19 protein-coding genes are annotated in these 24,106 nt (G+C 34.9%); 15 read left to right on the top strand and 4 right to left on the bottom strand.

The genetic code is table 11. The features are described 5' to 3' along the window. The first annotated feature begins 302 nt into the window (after nucleotides 1–302). Entirely contained in the window at nucleotides 303–746 is a 444-nt protein-coding gene (locus tag AC5LXI_RS10995; RefSeq protein ID WP_493442361.1) for a hypothetical protein, read from the top strand. A 135-nt stretch (nucleotides 747–881) separates the two neighbouring features. Then, entirely contained in the window at nucleotides 882–1,571 is a 690-nt protein-coding gene (locus AC5LXI_RS10990; RefSeq protein ID WP_493442360.1) for an OB-fold protein, read from the top strand. A 228-nt stretch (nucleotides 1,572–1,799) separates the two neighbouring features. Here AC5LXI_RS10990 and AC5LXI_RS10985 read toward each other — a convergent pair whose 3' ends face one another. After that, complete coding sequence (locus AC5LXI_RS10985; RefSeq protein WP_493442359.1) at nucleotides 1,800–2,660, bottom strand: helix-turn-helix domain-containing protein; 861 nt, start codon at nucleotides 2,658–2,660, stop codon at nucleotides 1,800–1,802. A 184-nt stretch (nucleotides 2,661–2,844) separates the two neighbouring features. Between AC5LXI_RS10985 and AC5LXI_RS10980 the strand changes: the two genes are divergently transcribed. Beyond that, complete coding sequence (locus tag AC5LXI_RS10980; protein ID WP_493442358.1) at nucleotides 2,845–3,189, top strand: fructose PTS transporter subunit IIB; 345 nt, start codon at nucleotides 2,845–2,847, stop codon at nucleotides 3,187–3,189. 51 nt (nucleotides 3,190–3,240) lie between these two features. Here AC5LXI_RS10980 and ptsP read toward each other — a convergent pair whose 3' ends face one another. Continuing rightward, on the bottom strand, nucleotides 3,241–5,745 hold the full coding sequence (gene ptsP / locus AC5LXI_RS10975; RefSeq protein WP_493442357.1) for a phosphoenolpyruvate--protein phosphotransferase: 2,505 nt from the start codon (nucleotides 5,743–5,745) through the stop codon (nucleotides 3,241–3,243). 322 nt (nucleotides 5,746–6,067) lie between these two features. Here ptsP and AC5LXI_RS10970 point away from each other — a divergent pair, with 322 nt between their 5' ends. The 7 genes from AC5LXI_RS10970 (at nucleotide 6,068) to AC5LXI_RS10940 (ending at nucleotide 13,000) form a co-directional block, all read left to right on the top strand. After that, nucleotides 6,068–7,153, top strand: a complete 1,086-nt coding sequence (locus tag AC5LXI_RS10970; protein ID WP_493442356.1) for a PTS fructose transporter subunit EIIC — start codon at nucleotides 6,068–6,070, stop codon at nucleotides 7,151–7,153. Between the two features lie 27 nt (nucleotides 7,154–7,180). After that, nucleotides 7,181–7,495: a PTS fructose-like transporter subunit IIB gene (locus AC5LXI_RS10965; protein ID WP_110423036.1), complete on the top strand. Its 315-nt coding sequence runs from the start codon at nucleotides 7,181–7,183 to the stop codon at nucleotides 7,493–7,495. Between the two features lie 75 nt (nucleotides 7,496–7,570). Continuing rightward, complete coding sequence (locus tag AC5LXI_RS10960; protein WP_493442355.1) at nucleotides 7,571–9,868, top strand: formate C-acetyltransferase; 2,298 nt, start codon at nucleotides 7,571–7,573, stop codon at nucleotides 9,866–9,868. Next, nucleotides 9,834–10,766: a [formate-C-acetyltransferase]-activating enzyme gene (locus AC5LXI_RS10955; RefSeq protein WP_493442354.1), complete on the top strand. Its 933-nt coding sequence runs from the start codon at nucleotides 9,834–9,836 to the stop codon at nucleotides 10,764–10,766. The genes AC5LXI_RS10960 and AC5LXI_RS10955 overlap by 35 nt, the downstream gene beginning before the upstream one ends. Before the next feature lie 66 nt (nucleotides 10,767–10,832). Next, nucleotides 10,833–11,495 (top strand): fructose-6-phosphate aldolase, encoded by a 663-nt coding sequence (gene fsa / locus AC5LXI_RS10950; protein ID WP_493442353.1) that lies wholly within the window; start codon nucleotides 10,833–10,835, stop codon nucleotides 11,493–11,495. Between the two features lie 142 nt (nucleotides 11,496–11,637). Continuing rightward, the gene (locus AC5LXI_RS10945) at nucleotides 11,638–12,414 is read left to right on the top strand and encodes a siderophore-interacting protein (RefSeq protein ID WP_493442352.1); all 777 of its coding nucleotides are present in this window, start codon (nucleotides 11,638–11,640) and stop codon (nucleotides 12,412–12,414) included. A 16-nt stretch (nucleotides 12,415–12,430) separates the two neighbouring features. Continuing rightward, complete coding sequence (locus AC5LXI_RS10940; RefSeq protein ID WP_493442351.1) at nucleotides 12,431–13,000, top strand: acyl carrier protein phosphodiesterase; 570 nt, start codon at nucleotides 12,431–12,433, stop codon at nucleotides 12,998–13,000. Between the two features lie 65 nt (nucleotides 13,001–13,065). Here AC5LXI_RS10940 and AC5LXI_RS10935 read toward each other — a convergent pair whose 3' ends face one another. Together AC5LXI_RS10935 and ilvY are read right to left on the bottom strand one after the other, a co-directional pair. Further along, entirely contained in the window at nucleotides 13,066–15,111 is a 2,046-nt protein-coding gene (locus tag AC5LXI_RS10935) for a 3-hydroxybutyrate oligomer hydrolase family protein (RefSeq protein ID WP_493442350.1), read from the bottom strand. Between the two features lie 64 nt (nucleotides 15,112–15,175). Continuing rightward, the gene (ilvY, locus tag AC5LXI_RS10930; protein WP_493442349.1) at nucleotides 15,176–16,078 is read right to left on the bottom strand and encodes an HTH-type transcriptional activator IlvY; all 903 of its coding nucleotides are present in this window, start codon (nucleotides 16,076–16,078) and stop codon (nucleotides 15,176–15,178) included. Between the two features lie 197 nt (nucleotides 16,079–16,275). On the opposite strand from ilvY, the gene prfC reads away from it, so the two are divergent. From prfC to cmk, 5 genes are all read left to right on the top strand, one after another. After that, nucleotides 16,276–17,868, top strand: coding sequence for a peptide chain release factor 3 (gene prfC / locus AC5LXI_RS10925; RefSeq protein WP_493442348.1), 1,593 nt, complete (start codon nucleotides 16,276–16,278; stop codon nucleotides 17,866–17,868). A gap of 329 nt (nucleotides 17,869–18,197) precedes the next feature. Then, a complete protein-coding gene (ptrA, locus tag AC5LXI_RS10920; RefSeq protein WP_493442347.1) occupies nucleotides 18,198–21,077 on the top strand; it encodes a pitrilysin in 2,880 nt (959 codons plus the stop codon). A 100-nt stretch (nucleotides 21,078–21,177) separates the two neighbouring features. Further along, complete coding sequence (locus AC5LXI_RS10915; RefSeq protein WP_493442346.1) at nucleotides 21,178–22,050, top strand: helix-turn-helix domain-containing protein; 873 nt, start codon at nucleotides 21,178–21,180, stop codon at nucleotides 22,048–22,050. A 30-nt stretch (nucleotides 22,051–22,080) separates the two neighbouring features. Beyond that, nucleotides 22,081–23,361: a 3-phosphoshikimate 1-carboxyvinyltransferase gene (aroA, locus tag AC5LXI_RS10910; RefSeq protein ID WP_493442345.1), complete on the top strand. Its 1,281-nt coding sequence runs from the start codon at nucleotides 22,081–22,083 to the stop codon at nucleotides 23,359–23,361. Nucleotide 23,362: 1 nt separating this feature from the next. Continuing rightward, nucleotides 23,363–24,043: a (d)CMP kinase gene (gene cmk / locus AC5LXI_RS10905; RefSeq protein ID WP_493442344.1), complete on the top strand. Its 681-nt coding sequence runs from the start codon at nucleotides 23,363–23,365 to the stop codon at nucleotides 24,041–24,043. The last annotated feature ends 63 nt before the right edge of the window (nucleotides 24,044–24,106 follow it).

The raw sequence follows: 24,106 nt of genomic DNA, 5'->3' as shown, positions 1-24,106 counted from the left end.
AATTAATTTTTTTATTAAAAAAGATAAAAATTTTTTTTACTTCATGTTTTCGAAAAGTATAATGAATGCATTAGATGATGTTAAGGAAGGAGTTAAATCATGGGGAAAGCAACACAAAAGGTTCACTGCCGTGTAGGCAGTTTAGAAATAGAAATGGGGGTATTTATGCAGTTTCGCAACGTTTAATGCTGTGTAAGTAGCTATAAAACTCAAAATCAATATCCCTTTAAACCGCCCTTGTGGTGGTTTTTTATTGAAAAAAATCTTTTTATAACATAATATTACCTAAAAAAGGAGATTTTATGAAAAAGATTTTATGTTATGTGACGTTTGTTTTAGCTTTTATTTCATTTAATTCGATCGCTAAGGAAGAAAAAGTAACTGAGGAAATGCTAATAGGTGAATGGGAGTGCGAGCAGAGCCAGCAAGAAGCAGTATTAGATAAAGGAAAGCTCCAAGATTTTGGTGACACTACGATCTCTGAATATGATTATTTTATTACCAAACGAAATGGACAACTTTTTTGGGGAGAGGATGATGAAGAAAATGCTCTGCTTCCTTTTGATCTTGAAGATATTTACAAAAGACCTGAGTATGTTGTCGATGATAAGCAAATATCGCAGAAGATTGAATATCTATCCGAAGACACTTTTGTTATGACAAATATATACACAACCATTGATAAAAAAAATAACCCAATCAAAAAAATCAAAATGGTGTTGACTTGTGACCGCGTCGAAGAATAACTAATCATTAAAATAGTCAAAATTCTAAAAACCTCTATTGAGTTTTTTTTGTCTGGTTGCGGTGATGAATGGAATTGAACAGTTTATAACACAATGGTTCTATTGTTGTTTTTTTATATTTAATGGAAATGGAACATGAAAAAAATAATTGCTTTTACTATATTAACTTTGATTGGTTTTAATTCATTTGCCAATGATAATGCAAAAAGAATTACAGAGCAGTATTTAAGAAAAGATATCTCTGAATTTAAAAACGGAGGTAATAATATGATAACTTATTATGTAGATGTAGTGAATGCATCACAATTAATCAATGAATATATCAACAATCCGAACATATATAAAAAAACATATCACAAACGAATAATTAACATTAAAGCTGTAGCATCCGGAATAAAGACCGATTTTTTGGGGAAGAAATATGTTATAGCAAATGGGGAAAATAAATTTGAATATGTATCTTTAGAAATGCATCAAAAAGATGATTTGCTAAATATTAATAAGGGCGATGAACTTAATTTAATATGTGCTGGAAGTCTAAATAATGCTAAGTTTCCCATTTTAAAAAACTGTCTAAAAACAGATGTTTATCTACAAATGTTTTTAGAAAAAACAATGAATGATATAAATGAATTAAAAGAAGATGATCATCCTAAAAATTATTATGAAGCAGTCTACCTTGGATTATCGCAATTTGATGCAGAAAAACCAAATCAACTAAATAAATATAAAACTATAGATGATCTATTTGAAAATAAAACTCTTTTTAACGAAATCTGGATATTAGTAGGAAAAAAATGGTATTCAGATAGATATATTAACTGATCTGTTAGTGTTTAGAAAAACGTTAAAGCTTCTATTTTTTGATTACTTAGTTCACTTCTGTGTAAGCAATTTAAAAAGAGTGATAACGAATATCAAAAATTAAAAATGCGTTCACTGCCGTATAGGTTGTGTCCTATTTTCAAAAAAGTTGAGGAACGGGGTTTTTACCCCCCCTTTAATTTCCCTATAAATAAACAAAAACTCGTTTTCACACATCATTTACTTTGTTTACTTTTCCATTAACTTACTATGATATTGCCGCCGATACTCTGTTGGGGTTCGTTCGGTTTTTTTTCTAAAGATGCGGCAAAAGTAGTTACTATCTTTAAAGCCTGCATCTAGGGCGATTTCTTTGACGTTTAACTCGTAACCTTTAAGTAGCGATTTGGCATACTCTAGGCGAATGTGATTGAGGTATTCGTTTAAGCCAATTTTGCCTTCATTCTGGAATAGATAAGATAAATAATTGGGGGAGATATAAAACATTTTGGCCAGAAATTCGCGACTTATATCCTCTCGAAAATGGATGTCGATATATTGGCGTATTGCTTCGAATAAGCTGGTGGTTTTGGAGGGGGTTTTTATGTCGGTATTGAGTAAATCAAGTGTGTTACTAAGCAGGCTCTGTATCAAATAATAGCCGGTTTGGTTTTGGGATTGGTTTTGCCAAGTTAACTCGGATAATGCTTGAATAATAAAGGTTCCAACACGTGGCCCTCGTCTTGGGGTGCTAATTTGCCCTTTAGGAATTAATTGTGAACCATCCCAGTGTAAAACGCTAATGCCAATTTGTTGTTTACCAAATAAAATACTTAACGATGTTGAAGGCGTTGTCCAAATAGGTTTATTCCAACTGTTGGCAGTGATGTAAAGTAAATCATCTGTAGCTAATTCTTTTTCCACTAAATTAGTTTCGTCATTGCCCCATTGCATCTTTAAGTTTCCCTCTAGAATGATTTCTAATCTAGGAAAGTCTACTTGATAAGCGAGAGAAGGGGCTGAGTTATGACTATTAGAGAAAAAAATATTTTTGAAATTGTTAGCTTTGTCTAAATAATTTTTGATGGTTTGTTCAATTGATAGTTCCATCTAGTTACACCCTTTAAGCTTACAAATAACCGATAGATTATATATCGAGTCTAATTTTCTGTCATGAGTTTAAGATAGCTAACTTATTCAAATAATAATTATCTGTATGTATATAATTTGATTATTGATTTAACATTTTTAATGCACAATAATAACCATTATGTTGAATAAAGAGTGTTGTTAAATGACAAAATTAAATGTATTAGCTATTACTTCATGTGTTGGCGGGGTTGCTCATACTTACATGGCTGCCGAACGTTTAGCTAAATTAGCTAAGCAGGAAAATTGGCTAATCAAAATAGAAACACAAGGTGCATTAGGAATTGATAGTGTTATTGAACCTCATGACATTGAGGTTGCGGATGTGGTAATTATTATTAGTAATGTCAATATCAAAAATAGAGAGCGTTTCAATAAGTCACGTTGTATTGAAATGGATATTAGCCAGTTTTTATTGGATAGTAGTAAATTATTGAATGTTGTAAATCGAGCGTCTAAATCACCTTATGGAGCTTGTATAAAACTATAAAGTTTCATTCCGTCAATGATTGGTATTAACGGAATGTAGTTTTAAGAAAGTTTAGGCTATCTCTAGTTCTTTTTTTAGAATCTCTTCAATTTCTTGTGCGGTTTTACTGTTTAGTAAAGATGTTCTAAACTCCTCATGCATAATACGGCGAGCTAATTTTGAAAAAATTCTCATATGTTGATCGCCAGCCGTGTGTTTGTTTAGGGTCAACATAATTACGATATTTACCTGTTCATCTCCCCATAATATTGGATCTGCAAGTTTAGTTACACTAATAGTTGATTGTTCTATATGCTCAGATTTGGTGTGAGGGATAGCAAACCCAAAACCTAAGGTTGTAGAAAATACATCTTCACGCAACCAGATGTCTTCTTCTAATTTTTTAGGATAACGACACCTTTCTGCAATCAATAAATTATCAGTCATTCCTTTGATGACTTCTTCTTTACTTATCCAATTTGGATTTATTGTAATGGTTTCTTGAGTGATTAAAGGTATATCTGCTTGCTCCATACGGAATTGAGCAAGTAAATGCTCGACTTCAAGTGATGTTCGGCAATTCATCGCTTTATTGAGTAATATCCGACAATCTGAACGGTTTAATTTTTTAAGAAGAGCTTTGGTTGAAAGCAAGTTAGGTGAACTCATGCTCAATTCATCAAACCCTAATCCAACTAATAACGGTAAAACAGAACCTTTGCTGGCAAGTTCGCCACAGATACCTATCCATTTACCATAATGATGTACTTCTTTTACGATGTGATCTAATCCTCTTAAAAAAGCTGGATTTAAACTATTATAATGCTTGGTGACTTTTTCATTATCTCGATCTACAGCTAATAAATATTGGGTTAAATCGTTACTACCAATACTGAAAAAATCAATTTCTTCACAACATTGATCAATGATAAACATGATGGAAGGAACTTCTAGCATAATACCGAGAGGGATTTTTTCATCAAAAGGGATTTTCTCATTACGTAAAGATTGTTTTATCATGGTTAATTCTTCCTTGATCCATAATATTTCTTCCATTGATGAGATCATCGGAATCATGATTTTTAATTTACCATGCGCTGAAGCTCGTAATATCGCTCTTAATTGAGTTCGGAATAAAGTTAAAAATTCTTGATAGATGCGAACAGCTCGATAACCTAAGAATGGATTGTTTTCACTAGGAATATTTAAATAATTTACTGGTTTATCGCCACCAATATCAAATGTTCTAATAATGATTGTACGTTGCTTTGCTGCTTCGATTGCTTGGCAAAAAGTATTATAAAGTTCGTCTTCGGATGGTTCGCAGTGGCGATCCATATACAGCATCTCGGTACGGAATAGACCAATTGATTCAGCTCCATGATCAAAAGCAGTTTGCGCTTCTGATGAGTGAGCAATATTGGCTGCTATTTCAAGTTTTATTCCATCAGCAGTCGAACCAGGAATGTCAATAAAGATTTTTTCTTTATCTTTTAAACGGTTATTAAGAGCATATTCTGATTGGTAATAACGAATAACTTCTGGAGATAAATCATAGGCAACAAGACCTAAATCTCCATCAATTTGGATTTGTTGATTAAGGTAATTTTCTAATATCTCCATGTTAACGCTAACTAATGTTGGAATATTAAAAGATCTCGCTAATATTACTGTGTGTGATGTAGTTCCTCCTTTGACTAACAGCAAACCTTTTAAATATTTTTTATCTAATTCTAAAAATTGACTTGGAGTAAGTTCATCAGCAATACAAATTGTAGGTTCGGTTAATTTATTGCTAAATTGAAAATTTTTATCGCCATAGGTTTGTTGTAATAATTGATAGCACACATCACGGATGTCGAGTTCTCGTTCTTTTAAATAGTCACTGCCTGATTGAATTAATTGCTCACTAAAAAATTTAGCTGTATTTATTATTGCTGAACCAGCCGTCAAGTTTTGTTCTATATTTAATTCGATTTGTTCATAAAAGGAGGGATCTTCTAGGATTGCCAAATGTGCACTAAGAATGTCTTTAGAGGTATCTGCTGAACAGTCAATTTGTAATGATATTAATTTTCTTAACTTAGTGATTGCTTGTATAACTAGCTCTTTTTCAGATTTACTTGAGTTGGCAGAAGGGAAATCATTAAATTTAGTTAAATCAATATAATCAATTTTTTGTAACTTGCCATTTGCTACACCATTACATACAGTTTTAGCGGTAATAATATTAGGATTTAAATTTTTTAAGGAGCGTGGTAACGGTATTATTTCATTAGTAGCATTATTTATTAACTCTTCATCACAAAACGGTAATTCTTTGTCAATAAATGTAACCAACCGTAGATAAGCCTGTTCCTCATCATCTCCCGATATGAATAAATGACAGGCATCATTTAATAAAGTATTGGTGCTTATTAATGATAAGGTGCTTTTAGCATCACCTTTAGCATCTGTGCGCAAATTATGCCATTCAAAATTGCTCCTAAATTCCTCACAGATGGCTTTAATCGTGCTAGCCGGTCGAGCATGTATACCATTAGGTAGCGTGCAAATAAATTCAATTTTTTTCGACATATTTATTCTCCCAATCAATTTTGGTGTTTTATAACTTTAGTAATCATCAATAATTAAAAGAATAAATAACTATTGAAATTAAACTATACGAAAAATCCATGAATAACTGGACAAAAGTAATATATAAATAAATTTGTGATCTTTATCACGTTTTAATCCTTACCGAAATCCATGAAAAATATTTCATTTTTTTGAGCTATATCTCATTTTTAGACAGACAGTACAAAAATCCAGTAAATAATATTTATTTACTCTGTGGTTATTGGTAAACATTTTCTACTATAAAAATGTAGTCAGAAAATTAAAAAATGAGGTATTAAGTATGAGCGATTTAGTATTAATTTTGAAAAACACGCGTCAGCATTTGATGACCGGCGTTTCTCATATGATTCCATTTGTGGTATCCGGTGGCATTTTATTGGCCGTCTCTGTGATGCTATTAGGACAGGGCGGTGTGCCGGATCCAGTCAATGACCCTTTTTTAAATAAACTGTTTCAAATAGGTGTTGCTGGTTTAGCCTTAATGATTCCTTTTTTGGCTGCATATGTTGGCTATTCAATTTCTGAGAGAGCTGCATTGGCACCTTGTGCAATTGGCGCTTGGGTTGGAACAACTTTTGGTGCCGGTTTTTTTGGCGCTTTAATCGCTGGACTCATTGGCGGAATTATCGTTTTTTATCTTAAACGAATTAAGGTTCCACCTATCCTTAGATCTGTTATGCCTATATTTATTATTCCTATAGTCGGAACTTTTTTGACCGCAGGCATCATGATGTGGGTACTTGGAGAACCAGTTGGTTTATTAACAACATCATTAACATCATGGTTACGTAGTATGCAAGATGGCAGCATTGTTATTCTTGCTTTAATCATGGGCGCAATGTTGGGCTTCGATTTGGGTGGACCGGTAAATAAAGTAGCTTATGCATTTATGTTAATTTGTGTCGGCGAAGGTATTTACACCATTGTTGCCATCGCGGCAGTTGGTATTGCCGTGCCTTCAATTGGTACTGGTTTAGCAACATTAATTGGAAAAAATGTATTTAGTAAAGAAGAAAAAGAGACAGGTAAAGCGGCAATTGTTATGGGATTGGTGGGTGTAACTGAAGGCGCAATTCCTTTTGCGGCAGCCGATCCTTTAAAAATAATACCTTCTACTATGTTAGGTTCTGCTGTTGGTGGTGCGGTTGCCGCGCTTTTAGACGCTGAGTGTTATGCAGGATGGGGCGGGCTAATTGTATTACCTGTTGTAACTGGAAAGCTAAGTTTCATATTTGCTATTGTGGTCGGCTCGCTAACTTGTGCATTAGCAATTGTTTTCCTGAAAAAGTTTATCACTTCAAAAGTTAAAATTGATAAAGAAGAATCTAATGACGATGACATTGATATTTCTTTTGACATTGGTTAAGCATATTGAGAATTATAGGAGAAAAAAATGGTTAATATTATCGCAGTAACTGCTTGCCCTTCAGGTGTTGCCCATACTTACATGGCAGCGGAATCTTTAGAAAAAGCAGCTAAAGAGAAAGGATGGCAATGTAAAGTTGAGACTCAAGGTTCAATAGGCATTGAAAATGAGCTTACGGCGGAAGATGTCGCTAATGCTGATTTCATTATATTAACAAATGACATAGGTATAAAAAATCAGGAACGTTTCAAAAATAAACCCATTGCTCGAATTGCAATTAGTGATGCGGTGAAGAAAGCAGATTTGATTTTGAAAAAAATTGAAGAAAATTTAAATAAATAAATTTTTATTAGTAGTGATTTAATCAAAAAGGTTATAGCGGTAAATGCTATAACCTATTTATAAAGAGGTTATGTTATGGTTACTCGAATTGAACAATTAAAAAGAGATTTGTTTGCAAAAACAAGAGAAATTTCGTTAGAAAGAGCTTTACTTTATACCGAGAGTCATAAGCTAACCGAAGGTGAACCAATCATTATAAGGCGAGCAAAAGCTACCGCAAATATTTTAAATAAAGTTAACATTTCAATACGAGATGGCGAATTAATTGCTGGAAATCGAACCGTAAAACCTCGTTCAGGGATTATCTCTCCAGAAATGGATCCCTATTGGATTTTGAAAGAATTAGATGATTTTCCTACTCGACCTCAAGACCGTTTTAATATTTCTGAAGAAGACAAACAAATTTATCTTAATGAACTTTACCCATATTGGCAAAAACGTTCAATGAAGGATTTTATTAACAAAGAGATCCCTTCAATAGTCAAAGATGCCGAAAGTAAAGCAATTTTTAGTATCAACCAAACAGATAAAGGGCAAGGTCATATCATTATTGACTACCCGAGATTATTAGAAAATGGTATAGATAATTTAATTATCCAATTAAGCAATTTAGTTAAACAACATCCCGATAATCATTTTTACCTGGCAGCTAAAATTGTGTTAGAAGCTTCACAATTACATATTTTACGCTATGCTGATTTGGCCGAGGATATGGCTAAGAATTGCCAAAATGTAGAACGTAAAAAAGAATTAGAAAAAATCTCAGCAATATCCCGAAATGTTGCTCACCATAAACCAACAGATTTTTATGAAGCATGTCAATTGTTTTGGTATATAAATATTATTTTACAATATGAATCAAATGCCAGCTCAATCTCATTAGGCCGTTTTGATCAATATATGTGGCCATTTTATCAATTGTCGTTAGCGAAAGGCGAAGATCCGGCATTTTTGAAAACGCTTTTAGCATCGCTCTGGATTAAATGTAATGATATTGTTTTATTACGTTCAACATCCAGTGCAAGATATTTTGCTGGATTTCCTTCAGGGTATACCATTTTATTAGGTGGCTTAAATACCATTGGACATAGCGCGGTTAATAATCTTTCTACATTGTGTTTAAATGCTTATCAAGAAGTTTGTCTTCCTCAACCCAATCTAGGTGTTAGGGTTAATGAATTAATTGATCCGCAATTCTTACAAAAAACGGCTGAAACTATTCGTTTGGGAACGGGTATTCCTCAAATCTTCAATGATGAGGTTATTGTTCCTGCATTTTTAAATCGAGGAGTATCTTTAGAAGATGCAAGAGATTATTCAGTTGTTGGTTGTGTAGAGCTTTCAATTCCAGGGCGAACCTATGGCTTACATGATATAGCGATGTTTAATCTTCTTAAGATAATGGAAATGACTTTATATGAAAATGAAAACAATCCAAATGTAACTTATGACAGTCTGTTTGAACAAATTAAAGCAAATATTCGTTATTACGTTAAATTGATGATTGACGGTAGTAATGTCTGTGATTTAGGTCATCGAAATTGGGCTCCTGTTCCTTTCTTATCTTCTTTTGTTCTTGACTGTATTGAAAAAGGAAAAGATATTACCGAAGGTGGTGCTCGCTACAATTTTTCCGGTGTTCAAGGTATAGGTATAGCTAATTTGAGTGATTCCTTATTTGCCTTGAAAGGCGTTGTCTTTGATGAAAAACGAGTGTCGTTCAAAGAACTATTGCAAGTATTAAAAAATAATTTCAATGGCGATGAAGGCCAGAAAATTCGAGCTCGTTTGATAAATCGTTTTAGTAAATATGGTAATGATATTGATGAAGTTGATAACATTAGTGTGGAGCTGCTTCGGGAGTATTGTAAAGAAGTTGAAAAATACTCTAATCCAAGAAATGGTTATTTTGTTCCAGGTTCCTATACTGTTTCTGCTCATGTTCCTTTAGGTGCTGTTGTTGGGGCAACACCAGATGGGCGCTATTCGGGTGAACAGCTAGCTGATGGTGGTTTATCGCCTATGTTAGGACAAGATATGAAAGGACCAACAGCTGTATTAAAATCAGTCAGTAAATTAGATAATTATTTATTATCAAATGGAACATTATTAAATGTGAAGTTCACGCCAAGTACGCTTGAAAATGACAGTGGTTTACATAAATTAGCTAATTTTTTACAGGCTTTCAGTAAATTAAAATTACAACATATTCAGTTTAATGTTGTTAACGCTGAAACTTTAAAAGCAGCCCAACAAAGGCCCCAAGATTATGCCGGGTTAGTTGTTAGAGTTGCCGGTTATAGCGCATTTTTTGTTGAGTTATCAAAGGAGATTCAGGATGATATCATCCGACGAACAGCTCATCATTTGTAGTGATAAGTTGAGTTGTTTTAACATCGATCTTCATCAAAATCACTCATCTGAAATTATTCAGAGGAGTGAAAGTAGTGTGGCGAGAATTTTCAATATTCAACGATATTCTTTGAATGATGGTAATGGTATTCGTACCGTCGTATTTTTTAAAGGTTGTCCTCATCATTGTCCTTGGTGTGCCAACCCTGAGTCTATTTCTCGTCAAAGCGTAGTAGTAAAACGTAAATCTAAATGTATTAAATGTAAATTTTGCTGTAATGATGTTGATGAATGTCCAAGCAAAGCTTTAGAAAAAATAGGATATAATATTCATATAGATGAATTAATTAACCAAATTTTAAAAGATGAAATTTTTTTTAGAACTTCTGGTGGTGGAGTGACTTTATCCGGAGGAGAGGTTCTATTACAAGCAAAATTTGCATATCAATTGCTAAAAAGGTTAAAACAGTTAGGTATTAATACTGCGATTGAAACTGCTGGTGATATAAGGTTTTCCGAGTTTTTAAGCGTGGCTTCTCAGTGTGACGAAGTATTGTTTGATTTTAAAATTATGGATCAAGAAAAAGCGATGAAAACGATTAATCTTCATTTAGATCGAGTATTAAATAATTTTAGGCAACTTTATCATTACAATATTAATTTGATTCCTCGATTACCTTTAATTCCTCAGTATACATTATTTGAGGATAATGTGATGAAAATACTCTCTTTTTTAAAAGAGTTTAATCGAATCAAAGTTATCCATATTTTACCATTTCATAAGTTTGGCGAATCCAAATATGAATTAATTCAGCAAAATTATGAAATGAAAGATATTGCTGAACCATCGCCTAAAGAAATTGATGAAATCAAAAAATTGATCGAAAATCATGGTTATAGCGTAATTAACGGTGGGTAGTAAAGTTTAAAATAAGTAGTATTACTTTTAAAAATTTGTACAGTTCATTTTGAATAGGAGATTAGTATGGAATTATATTTAGATACAGCTGATGTGGCAGCGATTAAACGTTTAGCAGCAATTTTACCGATAAAAGGGGTGACCACAAATCCGAGTATTGTGGCTAAATCTGGTAAACCAATTTTTGATTTGCTGACTGAACTACAAGATTTGCTTGGTGCCGATAAATTATTGTTTGCACAAGTACTTTCACATACCGCTAAAGAGATGATTAAAGAAGCGGAGCAACTTCGTAAAGTTGTGCCATCGATTGTGACTAAAATCCCGGTTAATGCTGAAGGTTTGATAGCGATTAAAGAGTTGACCAAGCAAGGTATTCCGACTTTAGGTACAGCTGTTTATGGTGCAGGCCAAGGCTTTTTGGCTGCGCTTGCTGGTGCAAAATATATCGCCCCTTATGTAAATCGTATTGATGCCCAAGGTGGTAATAGTAAAGAGACGGTTTATGAGCTTCAAACGCTGTTAGATTTGCATTGCCCAGAATCGATGGTGTTAGCTGCAAGTTTCAGAACGCCAAGACAAGCATTAGATTGCATGCTTGCAGGTTGCCAGTCAATTACGTTACCGGTGGATGTAGCTGAATTGTTTATTTCCGATCCAGCTGTTGATGCCGCGGTGGCTAAATTTGACCAAGATTGGTGCGGGGCTTTCGGGGCTTTACGTTATTAATCTATTCAACTTATTATTAAATTGTATTCCACCCATTTTGGGTGGTTTTTTTATCTATCTTCAATTGAAAAATATCCTTTTTTGTACCATTTTATGCTGTATGATAGTGAAGCAATATTGAGGTAATATAAGGGATCATCAAATGCATGAGAGAAAAAACATTATCAATGCGTTATTAACTGTTATTAAGATCGAAAGGCCGTCTGAGAGTTATTGCCGATTACATTTTAGTTGTGATAAACCTTTAGTAGTGAATCCGCGCTGGATTTGTCCACATTTGAAATTGTTATTTGCAGATCCTTTAACGGGGAAAATCGTTTTTCCGATGTTAGATGAAAATAATAAAATTTCGGTGAGTGATAGGGTTCGTCAATTTGCCCGTAGTTATAGTGTTCGCGATTATGATGAGCGGAACAATCACATTGTGATTGATTTTGCTATTCATGACAGCGGTTTAGCGACAGTTTGGTCTCAGCATGCTAAAGTTGGCGATCAAGTTGGTATCGTTGGACCGGTAGGTAAGCTAGAGTTTGATAATCAATATTTGATTTTAATAGGTGATGTTTCAGCTCTACCAAGTATTTGTTATACCCTTGAACATTTACCAGCCGATCACCAAGCAATTGCCTTTATTGTGGTTAATCATAAGACTGATATTGTAGATCTGCCAAAACATTTTTCGATTCAATGGATGATTAAAGATGCTAATTATCCTAATCAATTGGTTGATACGTTAATGAATTGGGATTTCAGTCAACACGATAATCTACTGTTTTGGGGGGGATTAGAGGGTTCGCAAGCTCAGCAATTACGTCATACCCTTAAAGATAAATATGTCAATCTGGCGCCGAACGCCATCCAAATTACTAGCTATTGGCGAGAAGGTTTAGCGGAAGGTGAGTTTAAACATCGTGATTAACCGACGGTAGACGATCATGAATATTCTTGCGCATTTACATCTGGCAACGATTGCTAATAGTTCCTTGATTGGTAATACGGTTGCTGATTTTGTCAAAGGCGATCCTTATCGGCAATATCCAAACGAAATAGCCGATGGGATTATGTTGCACCGTAAGATTGATCGTTTGATTGATGGTTTTGCTGAAGTGAAACAAGCTAAATTACTTTTTCGACAATCTCATCAACGTGTCGCACCAATTACGCTTGATATTGTTTGGGATCATTTTTTGTCAAAAAATTGGGTAAAATTTGATACTACACAATCTGTTTCATCATTCAATATTTTAACTAAGCAGCAAATTCAACCTTATATCGCCGATTATCCGGAAGATTATCAAGATTTTATGCATGCAATGTGGCGTGGACAATGGTTGGAGAATTATGCGTCGGTGGATTTTGTCGGTAAAGTTTTAAATGGTATGGCAAAACGGAGACCTAAGCTCAATTTATTAAGCGAAACCTTTATTGATTTTGAACAAAATTATGCGTCATTGAAATGGTTATTTTTCCAGCTTTATCCAAAAATGTGTTCACTAATTAAATAGCTGTGAGATTGGATGACTATCGAATAGACTTTCAATTTATTCGATAGTCATTTAAGTCGATAATTTTATTTATCTAGTATTTTACCATTATCAATTTTGATTAAATTATTCTTATCTGGTATTTGTGAAATAGGGACCAGGTTTTCAGCGGTGGCTTGCGGGGCTCTTCCACTAATTCCTCCTCTGACTTTTGTGCGAATGATTTGACTTTCCGGTAGGGTCGTTTGTTGGGTGAGATTTGCCCATAACCATTCCATTGCATCTTCACCATAATAATCAATTGGTAATAAAATGTTATCAAAAGGTGTTTTCCCATCAAGATAACTTGCATTTTCAACTTCAATATAACGTAGTTGTGAATCTTGGCCTTCAACTGCCTTATTTAATACAACGTAAGGTCGAGATGTGTTATCGATAAGTTGTTTGACATTGTTTCTACCATGAACAATAAAGGTTTTTGTTTTATGTAAATTACCCGTTGCTAGAACTTCTTCTAACCCTTTAATTACGCGAGGATCTTTGGCCTTTTCTCGTAAGCAGATCGCTCCTTTAGTGCCATAATCTATTTGGTTTTCGACGACTGAACTTGAATACCATTCACGTCTTGGTGAAGTGAGATCTTTATTTTCAACAAGGTCAATAACAGTTGCATCATTGTTGGCCCAAATTGGTAAGTGGCTTTTTGATAATGCCCAAATTTCGGCAAAGTTGACTTCTTTTAGTGGATGAACTTCGCCATAATTGTAATATGGTTCTTGTTGAGTACTAGCTACTGAAAAATCACACATGTTTTCTTTTACGTCATATCGACCATAGGCGCTGATATATTTGTAAGGAAAAGCAATTGATTCATTTAAGTAGAAATAAGGTAATTGGGTGTACGTTTCTGGTTTCCAGCCATAATCTAGAAGTTTCTTTAATGCTTCTTTCGACGTACCAGTTGGTAATAACTTAGCTTGTTTTAATGCATTACAACGGTTTTGCGAAAAAAGATATTTCGAGGCATCAGGTACAAAATTGTCTGAGCTATTTGGTTTAATTGCCGGTATAGCACAGGGAATGTAAAGTGCACCATAGGTGCTGTAATCTGGTAATGAATGAAAGGATTGGGTTTCGATAGCATTTTCTGGTACGGCTTTTGCCAATCGAGGTTGAATTTGCGGATTAACAGCAACTACACCATTTATTTTACCCCTTAAATCTAATTCAGTCGTTCTAAGCACTGCTGCTCCACCCTCTTGAGCTCCATAGAGTAATATAAGAGTATTGGATTCCCGGAAGTTTAACTTATTTGGGGCGGGGAATAGTTCGTTTAATTCATATAATGCGAAATTGATCGAATTGAATAGATAAGTTGGCCATTTTGCTTCTGGGTTTTGTTTTGAATGGAGCTCTTTTATTGCATAACGGTACGGATTATTTTTGATAAACTCTTGTTTATTTTCTATGATTGGTTTAAATAGCAAGTTGTCTTTAGCGACTTTGCCATCAATAGTGAAGCCTTGGTCGTTGGTTATGTCATAAATACCATTACCTGTACCTTTATCATTATAAACTACGGCACAATTATGTTTAAGTCCCCATAATCCGCGAATTTGGATATCTTTGGCGTTATATAATCCATCAGAGTCGGAAGCCGGTACAACTACGATACATGGATTTTTTTTGTTAAAATCGATAGGGACTTGTAATAATAAGCCAACATTTTCACCTTTTATCGTAGCTAATATTTCAGTGCCGGCGATTTTTCCGTCAAATAAGGGGGTTAAATCTTTAATTCTAAAACCAAAAAGTATACCTTCCCCCGTTTTTATATCAATAAAACGATTGAGTTTTGCTCGGCGTAATTCTTGTGTGGTTGGATTGGCCGGATCGACATATTTTATCTCCTGGATCATTTTCGATAAAGCAGTAAATCCCATCCCTGCAGTGACAAGATCATCACTTTCACCATCATAATGGTTAGTGCTATGAATAACTAGCCAATGGGGTTTATAATTAATTGGATTAGTTTTTACAGGATCACCTAATTCAGCATTGTTTGGATTTGAAAACATTGTCAAAAAGATCAAAGATGCTAACGTGCTTGCTTTTTTAAATTTTGTGTACATTACAATCGTTCTCTTCATTTCTATTGGGTGCTATTTTCGTATTTTTTACATTTTATTATATAATTTATTCTTGGTTTGGTAAATTTTGGCAACCTAATGCCCAAAATGCTGAAATAATTTTTTCCGATAAACGCCTTTTTTGAACACATATGCCAATATCGAACGGTTCCATTAAATTGGTAGACCATTCGGTAATACGTTCTCTTACTCTTTCAGGGCTGTTTTCCATTACTACTTTGGGTAATAACGCAACGCCACATCCCAAAGCAACCATGGAGACAATGGCTTCGTGCCCGGCTACTGTTGCATATATTTTGGGACTGACGATTTTTTTTTGTTTAAACCATAAATCTATTCGTTGTCGGCTTGGACCATGCTCAGGTAAGATGAATGGGATGTTATGCCAATCTGGGGCTTTTTGGTGTAATTTGTCACTAAATGAACTATTGAGTTTAGGGATGAGTAATACCATTTCAATTTCACCCAACTTTATAAATTCCATCCCAGAGGGTAATTGTTTTGGTTTACCAGCAATGGCCAGATCAGCTTGTTGGGACTGTATTTTTTCAACTGCATCGGCAGCATCGCCAGTGGATAATTTAATTTCTACTAGCGGGTAGTGGATGCGAAAGCGATCAAGTATTTCCGGTAGATGGCTATAAGCTGCTGTAACTGAGCAGAATAAGGTTAACTCACCGACTAACTGCTGGTCGGCTTGGTCTAATTCTTGTTTTAGTTGTTGATGTAGGTTAACTACTTGTTGGGCAAAACGTTTTACTTTTTCACCCTCGTGGCTAATTTGAACTTGCCGGTTGTCTCGAATAAATAACGAGTGACCAAATTGTTCTTCAAGGCGTTGGATCTGTCTTGAAAGGGTGGAAGGACTTACATGCATAGCATCTGCACTCATTCCAAAATGACAGGTTTCACAGAGATGTAAAAACAATTTTAAGTCACGAATATTCATATTTATTTTATTATTGAGCAATATTTAGTTGATATTTTTGATTATATCATTTTTGATATTATTTGCCGCTATTATCTATATCCTATAAAGAGTAGGTTAATATGCAATTAGTAAAATAGTGCTCATCAATGGCAATATAGATAGAGACCTGCTAGAATACGCCATCATTTTTTTGCTCAGCTAAATTAATTAATTTTATGATAGAACAAGCTTATTTAGACGAAGTGAATGCTCGTCGCACTTTTGCAATTATCTCTCACCCTGATGCTGGTAAAACAACCATTACCGAAAAGGTTTTACTATTTGGACAAGCCATTCAGACAGCGGGAACAGTAAAAGGACGTGGTGCTAATGCGCAACATGCTAAGTCCGACTGGATGGAAATGGAAAAGCAGCGTGGTATTTCAATTACGACGTCGGTTATGCAATTTCCTTACAACGATTGTTTAGTGAACTTGCTTGATACCCCTGGGCATGAGGACTTTTCAGAAGATACTTATCGAACATTAACCGCTGTTGACAGCTGTTTGATGGTGATAGATGCAGCTAAAGGCGTCGAAGATAGAACGCGTAAATTGATGGAGGTTACACGTTTACGCAATACACCTATTTTAACTTTTATGAATAAACTCGATCGCGATATTCGTGATCCGATGGAGCTTTTAGATGAAGTCGAAAATGAGCTTAATATTATGTGTGCACCAATTACTTGGCCAATTGGCTGTGGTAAGTTGTTTAAAGGTGTTTACCATTTAGCTAAAGATGAGACTTATCTTTATCAAACTGGTAAAGGTCATACTATTCAAGAAGTTCGTATTATTAAAGGCTTAGATAATCCAGAATTAGATACCACAATTGGTGATGATTTAGCTCAGCAACTTCGTGATGAGCTCGAATTAGTTCAAGGTGCATCGAATGAGTTTGATTTAGATGCCTTTCTGTCTGGCGATTTAACCCCAGTATTTTTTGGTACGGCATTAGGTAATTTTGGTGTGGATCACATGCTCGATGGCCTAACTGCTTGGGCTCCCGCTCCTCAGCCTAGGCAAACAGATAAACGCAAAGTTGAAGCAACCGAAGAAAAATTCACTGGGTTTGTATTTAAGATCCAAGCCAATATGGATCCTAAACATCGCGATAGAGTTGCATTTATGCGTATAGTTTCAGGTAAATATGAAAAAGGTATGAAATTGCGTCATGTTCGCATTGTTAAAGATGTGAATATTTCAGATGCGTTAACCTTTATGGCTGGCGATCGTGATCATGTTGAACAAGCTTATGCAGGCGATATTATTGGTTTGCATAATCACGGTACGATCCAAATTGGAGATACGTTTACTCAGGGTGAAGATCTTAAATTTACTGGTATTCCTAACTTCGCACCGGAACTATTCCGTCGTATTCGCTTAAAGGATCCTCTTAAACAAAAACAATTGTTAAAAGGACTAGTTCAGCTTTCTGAAGAGGGTGCTGTACAAGTATTCCGACCACTTGCTAATAATGATTTAATCGTTGGTGCAGTAGGGGTGTTACAGTTTGACGTGGTCGTTGCCCGCTTGAAATCTGAATACAACGTTGAAGCGATTTATGAGCCAGTAAATGTAACTACAGCGCGTTGGGTCGAATGTAGCGACGTTAAGAAACTTGAAGACTTTAAACGTAAATGCGAACAAAACTTGGCTTTAGATGGTGGTGATAATTTATCTTATATCGCCCCAAGTATGGTTAATCTAAATTTAACTCAGGAACGATATCCTGATGTAGAGTTCAGAAAGACACGTGAGCATTAGTTTTTTCTAGTTTTTTATATGGTAGTGATATGATGTGACACTTCATTAATGAAGTGATAATCAGTGAGGGCTATTTTTTAGCCCTTTTTATTTATTAAGTTATTGTATTTTTAATTCGATAATGTTAATTTAATTACATCTTGGCTAATTTTTATTGAAAATTGGTTCTCACTATTTGTCCTCTTCATATAAATAAAGCTGTAATTATTCATTCTTCAATATATCTTTATATTCTTAGCTTTTGGCTGTGATTTAGTATCCCCATTAATAAGTTATTCTTTTTGAATTATATTTAGATTATACTGTCTTCCAAATAAGGCGAGAATTCTATGAATAATATGAAAACAAGAACTCTATTTTTTACTGCGTTAACCCTTTTTACTTTCAATAGTTCAATTGCTATTGAAAATGATCATGAACATGCTGTTTTATTAGATAAAGTTCATCAAAGCGAGCGCGATGATCGTCAATATGAAGTGATTGAACTTGATAACAAAATGCGTGTTTTACTCGTTTCAGATCCCAAAGCAACCAAATCGCTCGGTTCTATCGCATTGCCTGTTGGTTCATTGTATGATCCCGTTCTTCAACAAGGCCTAGCGCATTATACCGAACATATGGTGCTAATGGGTTCGAAAAAATATCCTGAGCCATCAAGTTTTACAGAATTTTTGGCTCGACATGCCGGTAACTATAATGCATCTACTAGCGGTAATCGTACTGCATTTTTCTTTGAAGTTGAAAATGGGGTAATTAGTACGGCGTTAGACTATTTAGCTGATGCTATTGCTAAGCCAATTTTTGACCCTCAATTTGCCGATAAAGAACGTAATGCGGTTAATGCTGAAATGACATTGTATCGTTCAAGTGATGGTTTTCGAATTCAGCAAGTTGATTCTGAAACGATCAATCCTAATCATCCATCATCTCAATTTTCTGGTGGTAATTTAGAAACGTTACGAGATAAAGATAATAGTAAACTACAAGATGAGCTAGTTAATTTTCATGATAAATATTATTCCGCCAACATTATGGTTGGGGTGATTTATAGTAATCAATCTATCAAAAAGTTGCAAAAGTTGGCGGAAGCTACTTATGGTAAAATTCCGAATAAAAATATAGTTGTTACGCCAATTACTCAACCAGCCATTACTCAGCAATACACAGGTAAAGAAATTACGATAGTACCAGCCCAACCGAGGAAGATGTTGTCTTTAAAATTTCCGATTGAAAATGATATCAATAAATTTTCTGATAAGACCAATGAGTACTTGATCTATCTAATAAGTAATAATAGTAAAAATACGTTAGCTGATCAGTTACAAAAACAAGGTTTGGTTGAAGCTATTCAAGCAACGAGTGATAGTCAATATTATGGTAATAGCGGCACCTTTAATATTAATGTCATTTTAACTGATGAAGGCTTGGCGAAAAAAGATATGGTGATAGCCGCTATATTTAATTATTTACAATTAATTGAAAAACAGGGTGTTTCAGATGCCTATTATGACGAAATAAAGAAAATTTTTGCTTTATCTTTTAAGTATAAGGATGTTAACCGTGATATGTCTTATGTAGAGTGGTTATCTGATCAGATGCTACTTTATCCAGTTAAAAATGTTTTAGATTCTGATTATGTTGCTGATCATTTGAATAAAGACGCAATCATCAAGCGTATTAAGAGTTTTACTCCGGAAAATGCTCGAATTTGGTTGATTGCACCAAATCAAACTACTAATAAAACCGCTTATTTTCTTAATGCGCCTTATAAAGTTGATAATATCACTGATGAATTAAAAACAACTTGGGCAGATTTAGGTAAAACCTTTTCATTTAGTTTGCCAGAGTTAAATCCATATATTCCCGATAATTTTAATATTGTCAGACAAAATAATGATCAAACTCAACCCGCGACATTTAGTAAACGAGGCAATCATATTCATTTTGTTAGTCGTCATTTTAGTCAAGACCCTAAGGCAGTAATTGCGATTTCTTTACGTAATAATCAAGCGTTTAAAGATGCAAAAACGTCAGTAGCTTTTGAGTTGCTTGATTACATTGTGAGTCGTGATTTAACCCAGTTACAATTTCAAGCTGGTAATGCAGGGATGTCGTTATCAACTGGGCGTGATAATGGTTTGATGATTACCGCAAATGGTTTTAATCAACATTTACCGGAAATGGTTTTAGCCATCCTTAATAGTTATCGCCAAGTGACTATCGATGAACAAAATCTAGAGTTAGCTAAATCATGGTATTTGCAACGTCTTGATGGAGCAGACCATTTTGAAAGTATACGTTTAGCAACAGAGCCAGTGCTTGCATTATCCAAAATGCCACACTATTTTGAACGAGATGATAGACGACAAATTACTCATAATATTACGGTAAGTGATGTTCAAGCTTATCGCGATAATTTGATGACGCAATCAATTCCTTATATGATTAGTTTGGGTAATCTTTCAAATGAAGACTCATTAGATCTTTACCATGCTGTGCAAAAGACCTTAAGACGTGATGTCGAGTTTACGCCGTTTGATGATATCAAACTTAAAACTACGTTTAGTGCGAGAATAACCCAACAAGCAAAAAGTACCGATAATGCCTTGTTGATGAGCTATTTTCCAACTAATTATGATCCAATCAAAGGTCAAATGGTTGGCTATACTTTAGCTAACATTATGTCACCTTGGTTTTTTGATCAACTGCGTAGCCATGAGCAATTAGGTTATATCGTTGGTGTTTTTCCATTTTATATCAGTGAATCAGTAGGATTAGGCTTTGCAGTTCAGAGTAATCAGTATGATCCAGACTATCTATTAAAACGTTATCAAGCATATTTTCCAACGATGTTAACTAAATTAGAAGCATTATCTAATGATGATATTGAACAGTATAAAAGAAGCATTATCGAAGAGCAGACTATGCCGCCACAATCGTTAGATGAAGAATTTGAACGTTTAATATCAGACTATCGTTTATCTCGTTTCCAATTCGATTCGCGTGATAAGAAAATAGCGCAACTTAAGCAGCTTACTAAAGAAGATTTGGTCGATTTTTATAAAAGTTCGGTTATTGATCAAAAAGGTTTGGTAATCGCATCGCAAGTTTTAGGCCAACCCGAGGAAGGTAAAAAACAACCTGATGCGATTACTGATTTTACTGAATTCAGCAATGCTTCATCATTGCAAGATGAATTGTTGAAATAAGATACTCAAACATAGATTCAACCTGAAATATCATTACATGGAATTGGCATTGTACTCACCATATGGTACACTGCCAAAATCCCAATAGTTTGAGTATATTATGATTACTGGATCGATTGATTATTGTGCTATCGGACAGCGATTGCGAGCTTATCGCATCGCTGCCTCTCTTAGAGCTGAAGAGGTTGCTGAAAGTCTTAAAATATCAAGAGCGGCAGTTTACCGTTTAGAAAAAGGCGAAATTGTAAAAATTGAAACTCTTGAACGATTAGCTTCTTTATTAGATACGTCATTTGCTAGTTTACTAGGTATTGATACCGAATATTATTCAAGTGGAGACGGTTTTTTTGAACGAATGCGTCAACTTGAAGAACAGTCGACCCATATTTATTCGCATTTTGACCCTTTTTCTTTTCTATTAACTTCCCCCAATTATTTGTCTCATTTAGCAATGATGTTAAAAGAATCAAGTGAAAGCAATGAAGCTCACAAATATGCGACCTCTTTATCTATTTTAAATGATCGTAAAACTCAATTTTATCAATCTGCTCCAAAAGTTATTAATTTAATTAGCTTACGCAATATTGAACGATTTTTACATATTGGTTTAGTTGGTAATTTAACCATTTCACCAGGTAAAAAGTCGGAAAGAATGTTGTTGGCTCGAAAAGAGGTCTATCATTTAATTGAATTAATTGAAGATCAAGCTTATGCACCAACAATTGCGATTACTCAACAAGCTATTCCATCTATTGCTTTTCAGATATTTTATCAACATGATAATGCGTTATCGTTAGCTATGAGCCCGTTTAGATTAGGCGAGTTACCTAATGTGACAACTGGTATTGCCTCAATTACCTCATCAGAAGATGCGATTAGACGTTATCGTCATTTATTTGATAAGTTGTGGCAAGATAGCGCTAAAGATCAACAAGCGATAAAATTGTTGAAAGCTACCTTAGATAAATTCTAAAGAATATTAAAATTACTAAAGAGAGTTACTATGTTATCTTTAACATTACAACCGATAAAAAAATTTATTGGTACAATTAATTTACCTGGTTCTAAAAGTGTTTCAAATCGTGCCTTACTTTTGTCTGCACTTAGTCATGGTAAAACCCGATTAACTAATTTACTTGATAGTGATGATGTGCGTTATATGCTTGATGCTTTAAAAGCGCTGGATATCAAATACCAATTATCAAGCGATCGAACGATTTGTGACATTGAAGGAGTAGGTGGCAAATTACATTCTGCTCATCCGTTGGAGCTATTTTTAGGTAATGCAGGGACAGCGATGCGTCCGTTAGCTGCGGCACTCTGTTTAGCTGATAACAATATTGTGCTAACTGGCGAACCACGTATGAAAGAGCGCCCAATTGGTCATTTGGTCGATGCGTTGCGTCAAGGGGGCGCTAAGATTGATTATCTTGAAAATGACGGCTATCCGCCACTACATATCCATGGTGGTTTTACAGGTGGTAAGATAGCGGTTAATGGTTCAGTATCAAGCCAATTCTTAACCGCACTTTTAATGGCGGCCCCGTTAGCTACCAATGATACTAAAATTACCATTATTGGTGATCTGGTGTCTAAACCTTATATTGATATCACAATTAAGATGATGGCGATGTTTGGTGTGTCAGTTACCAATGACAGGTATCAAAAATTTATCATTAAAGCCAATCAAACTTATCAATCTCCGGGGCACTATTTGGTTGAAGGTGACGCCTCTTCTGCCTCGTATTTTTTAGCCGCAGCGGCAATTAAAGGCGGAACGGTACGTGTTACCGGAATTGGTAAAAAGAGTCTGCAAGGCGATACCCAATTTGCCTATGTGCTGGAAAAAATGGGCGCCAAAATTACTTGGGCCGATGATTATATTGAATGTACGCGTGGCGAATTGAATGGCATTGATATGGATATGAATCATATTCCTGATGCGGCAATGACGATAGCAACTACTGCGTTATTTGCTAAAGGTCCTACCACTATTCGCAATATTTACAATTGGCGAGTTAAAGAGACTGATCGTTTATCAGCGATGGCAACTGAGCTACGTAAAGTGGGGGCGCGTGTTGAGGAAGGTGAGGATTATATTACTATTATTCCTCCAACCAAACTCAATCATGCTGATATTAAAACTTATAATGATCATCGTATGGCAATGTGTTTTTCATTGGTTGCACTTTCTGATACACCAGTCACCATTTTGGATCCAAAATGTACGGTGAAAACGTTCCCTGACTATTTTGAACAATTTAAACAATTAAGTGAAATATAACATGACTAATAATATTCCGGTTATTGCTGTTGATGGACCTAGTGGAGTTGGTAAGGGTACATTGTGTCAAGCGTTAGCCAATCATTTTAATTGGCATCTTTTAGATTCGGGGGCGATTTATCGAGTGTTGGCACTCTCTGCTTTGCAACAAAATATTGCTTTAGATGATACTAAACAATTAGCGACATTGGCTCTTAAATTACCACTGACATTTGATACAAGTAGTGATAATGTGAAAATCTTATTAGATGGTTTAGATGTTTCTCGTGAAATACGAACAGAAGAGACAGGTGGAGCTGCTTCAAAAGTTGCATCAATCAATGAAGTAAGAACTGCTTTACTACAACGTCAACGTGACTTTAGACAGTTGCCGGGATTGGTTGCTGATGGTCGGGATATGGGTACAGTGGTGTTTACTGACGCCTCGGTTAAAATATTTCTTGATGCTAGTGCCCATTCAAGAGCAGAAAGAAGAATGAAACAGTTGCAAGATAAGCAAATTCATGCTAAATTCGGCGAAATTTTGCAGGAGATAACTGCCCGTGATGAGCGCGATCGTAATCGTGCCGTTGCGCCATTAAAACCTGCGGTTGATGCACTAATAATTGATACCACATCACTTTCAATTCAAGATGTTTTTAATCAATCTATTATGTATATAAAAGAAAAACTTGCGTTGTAAGTTTGTATTAAAACTTGCTACGTGAACCAAGCTCCACTGCAAGGATGAGTGGAGTATTATAAA

This window comes from Gilliamella sp. LMG 34361 (genome assembly GCF_984569075.1).
This window is presented reverse-complemented; position numbering and strand designations above follow the sequence as displayed.

Coding starts and splice junctions, on each gene's coding strand:
- AC5LXI_RS10995 (WP_493442361.1), top strand. CDS start 303: ATGAAAAAGATTTTATGTTATGTGACGTTTGTTTTAGCTTTTATTTCA.
- AC5LXI_RS10990 (WP_493442360.1), top strand. CDS start 882: ATGAAAAAAATAATTGCTTTTACTATATTAACTTTGATTGGTTTTAAT.
- AC5LXI_RS10985 (WP_493442359.1), bottom strand. CDS start 2,660: ATGGAACTATCAATTGAACAAACCATCAAAAATTATTTAGACAAAGCT.
- AC5LXI_RS10980 (WP_493442358.1), top strand. CDS start 2,845: ATGACAAAATTAAATGTATTAGCTATTACTTCATGTGTTGGCGGGGTT.
- ptsP (WP_493442357.1), bottom strand. CDS start 5,745: ATGTCGAAAAAAATTGAATTTATTTGCACGCTACCTAATGGTATACAT.
- AC5LXI_RS10970 (WP_493442356.1), top strand. CDS start 6,068: ATGAGCGATTTAGTATTAATTTTGAAAAACACGCGTCAGCATTTGATG.
- AC5LXI_RS10965 (WP_110423036.1), top strand. CDS start 7,181: ATGGTTAATATTATCGCAGTAACTGCTTGCCCTTCAGGTGTTGCCCAT.
- AC5LXI_RS10960 (WP_493442355.1), top strand. CDS start 7,571: ATGGTTACTCGAATTGAACAATTAAAAAGAGATTTGTTTGCAAAAACA.
- AC5LXI_RS10955 (WP_493442354.1), top strand. CDS start 9,834: ATGATATCATCCGACGAACAGCTCATCATTTGTAGTGATAAGTTGAGT.
- fsa (WP_493442353.1), top strand. CDS start 10,833: ATGGAATTATATTTAGATACAGCTGATGTGGCAGCGATTAAACGTTTA.
- AC5LXI_RS10945 (WP_493442352.1), top strand. CDS start 11,638: ATGCATGAGAGAAAAAACATTATCAATGCGTTATTAACTGTTATTAAG.
- AC5LXI_RS10940 (WP_493442351.1), top strand. CDS start 12,431: ATGAATATTCTTGCGCATTTACATCTGGCAACGATTGCTAATAGTTCC.
- AC5LXI_RS10935 (WP_493442350.1), bottom strand. CDS start 15,111: ATGTACACAAAATTTAAAAAAGCAAGCACGTTAGCATCTTTGATCTTT.
- ilvY (WP_493442349.1), bottom strand. CDS start 16,078: ATGAATATTCGTGACTTAAAATTGTTTTTACATCTCTGTGAAACCTGT.
- prfC (WP_493442348.1), top strand. CDS start 16,276: ATGATAGAACAAGCTTATTTAGACGAAGTGAATGCTCGTCGCACTTTT.
- ptrA (WP_493442347.1), top strand. CDS start 18,198: ATGAATAATATGAAAACAAGAACTCTATTTTTTACTGCGTTAACCCTT.
- AC5LXI_RS10915 (WP_493442346.1), top strand. CDS start 21,178: ATGATTACTGGATCGATTGATTATTGTGCTATCGGACAGCGATTGCGA.
- aroA (WP_493442345.1), top strand. CDS start 22,081: ATGTTATCTTTAACATTACAACCGATAAAAAAATTTATTGGTACAATT.
- cmk (WP_493442344.1), top strand. CDS start 23,363: ATGACTAATAATATTCCGGTTATTGCTGTTGATGGACCTAGTGGAGTT.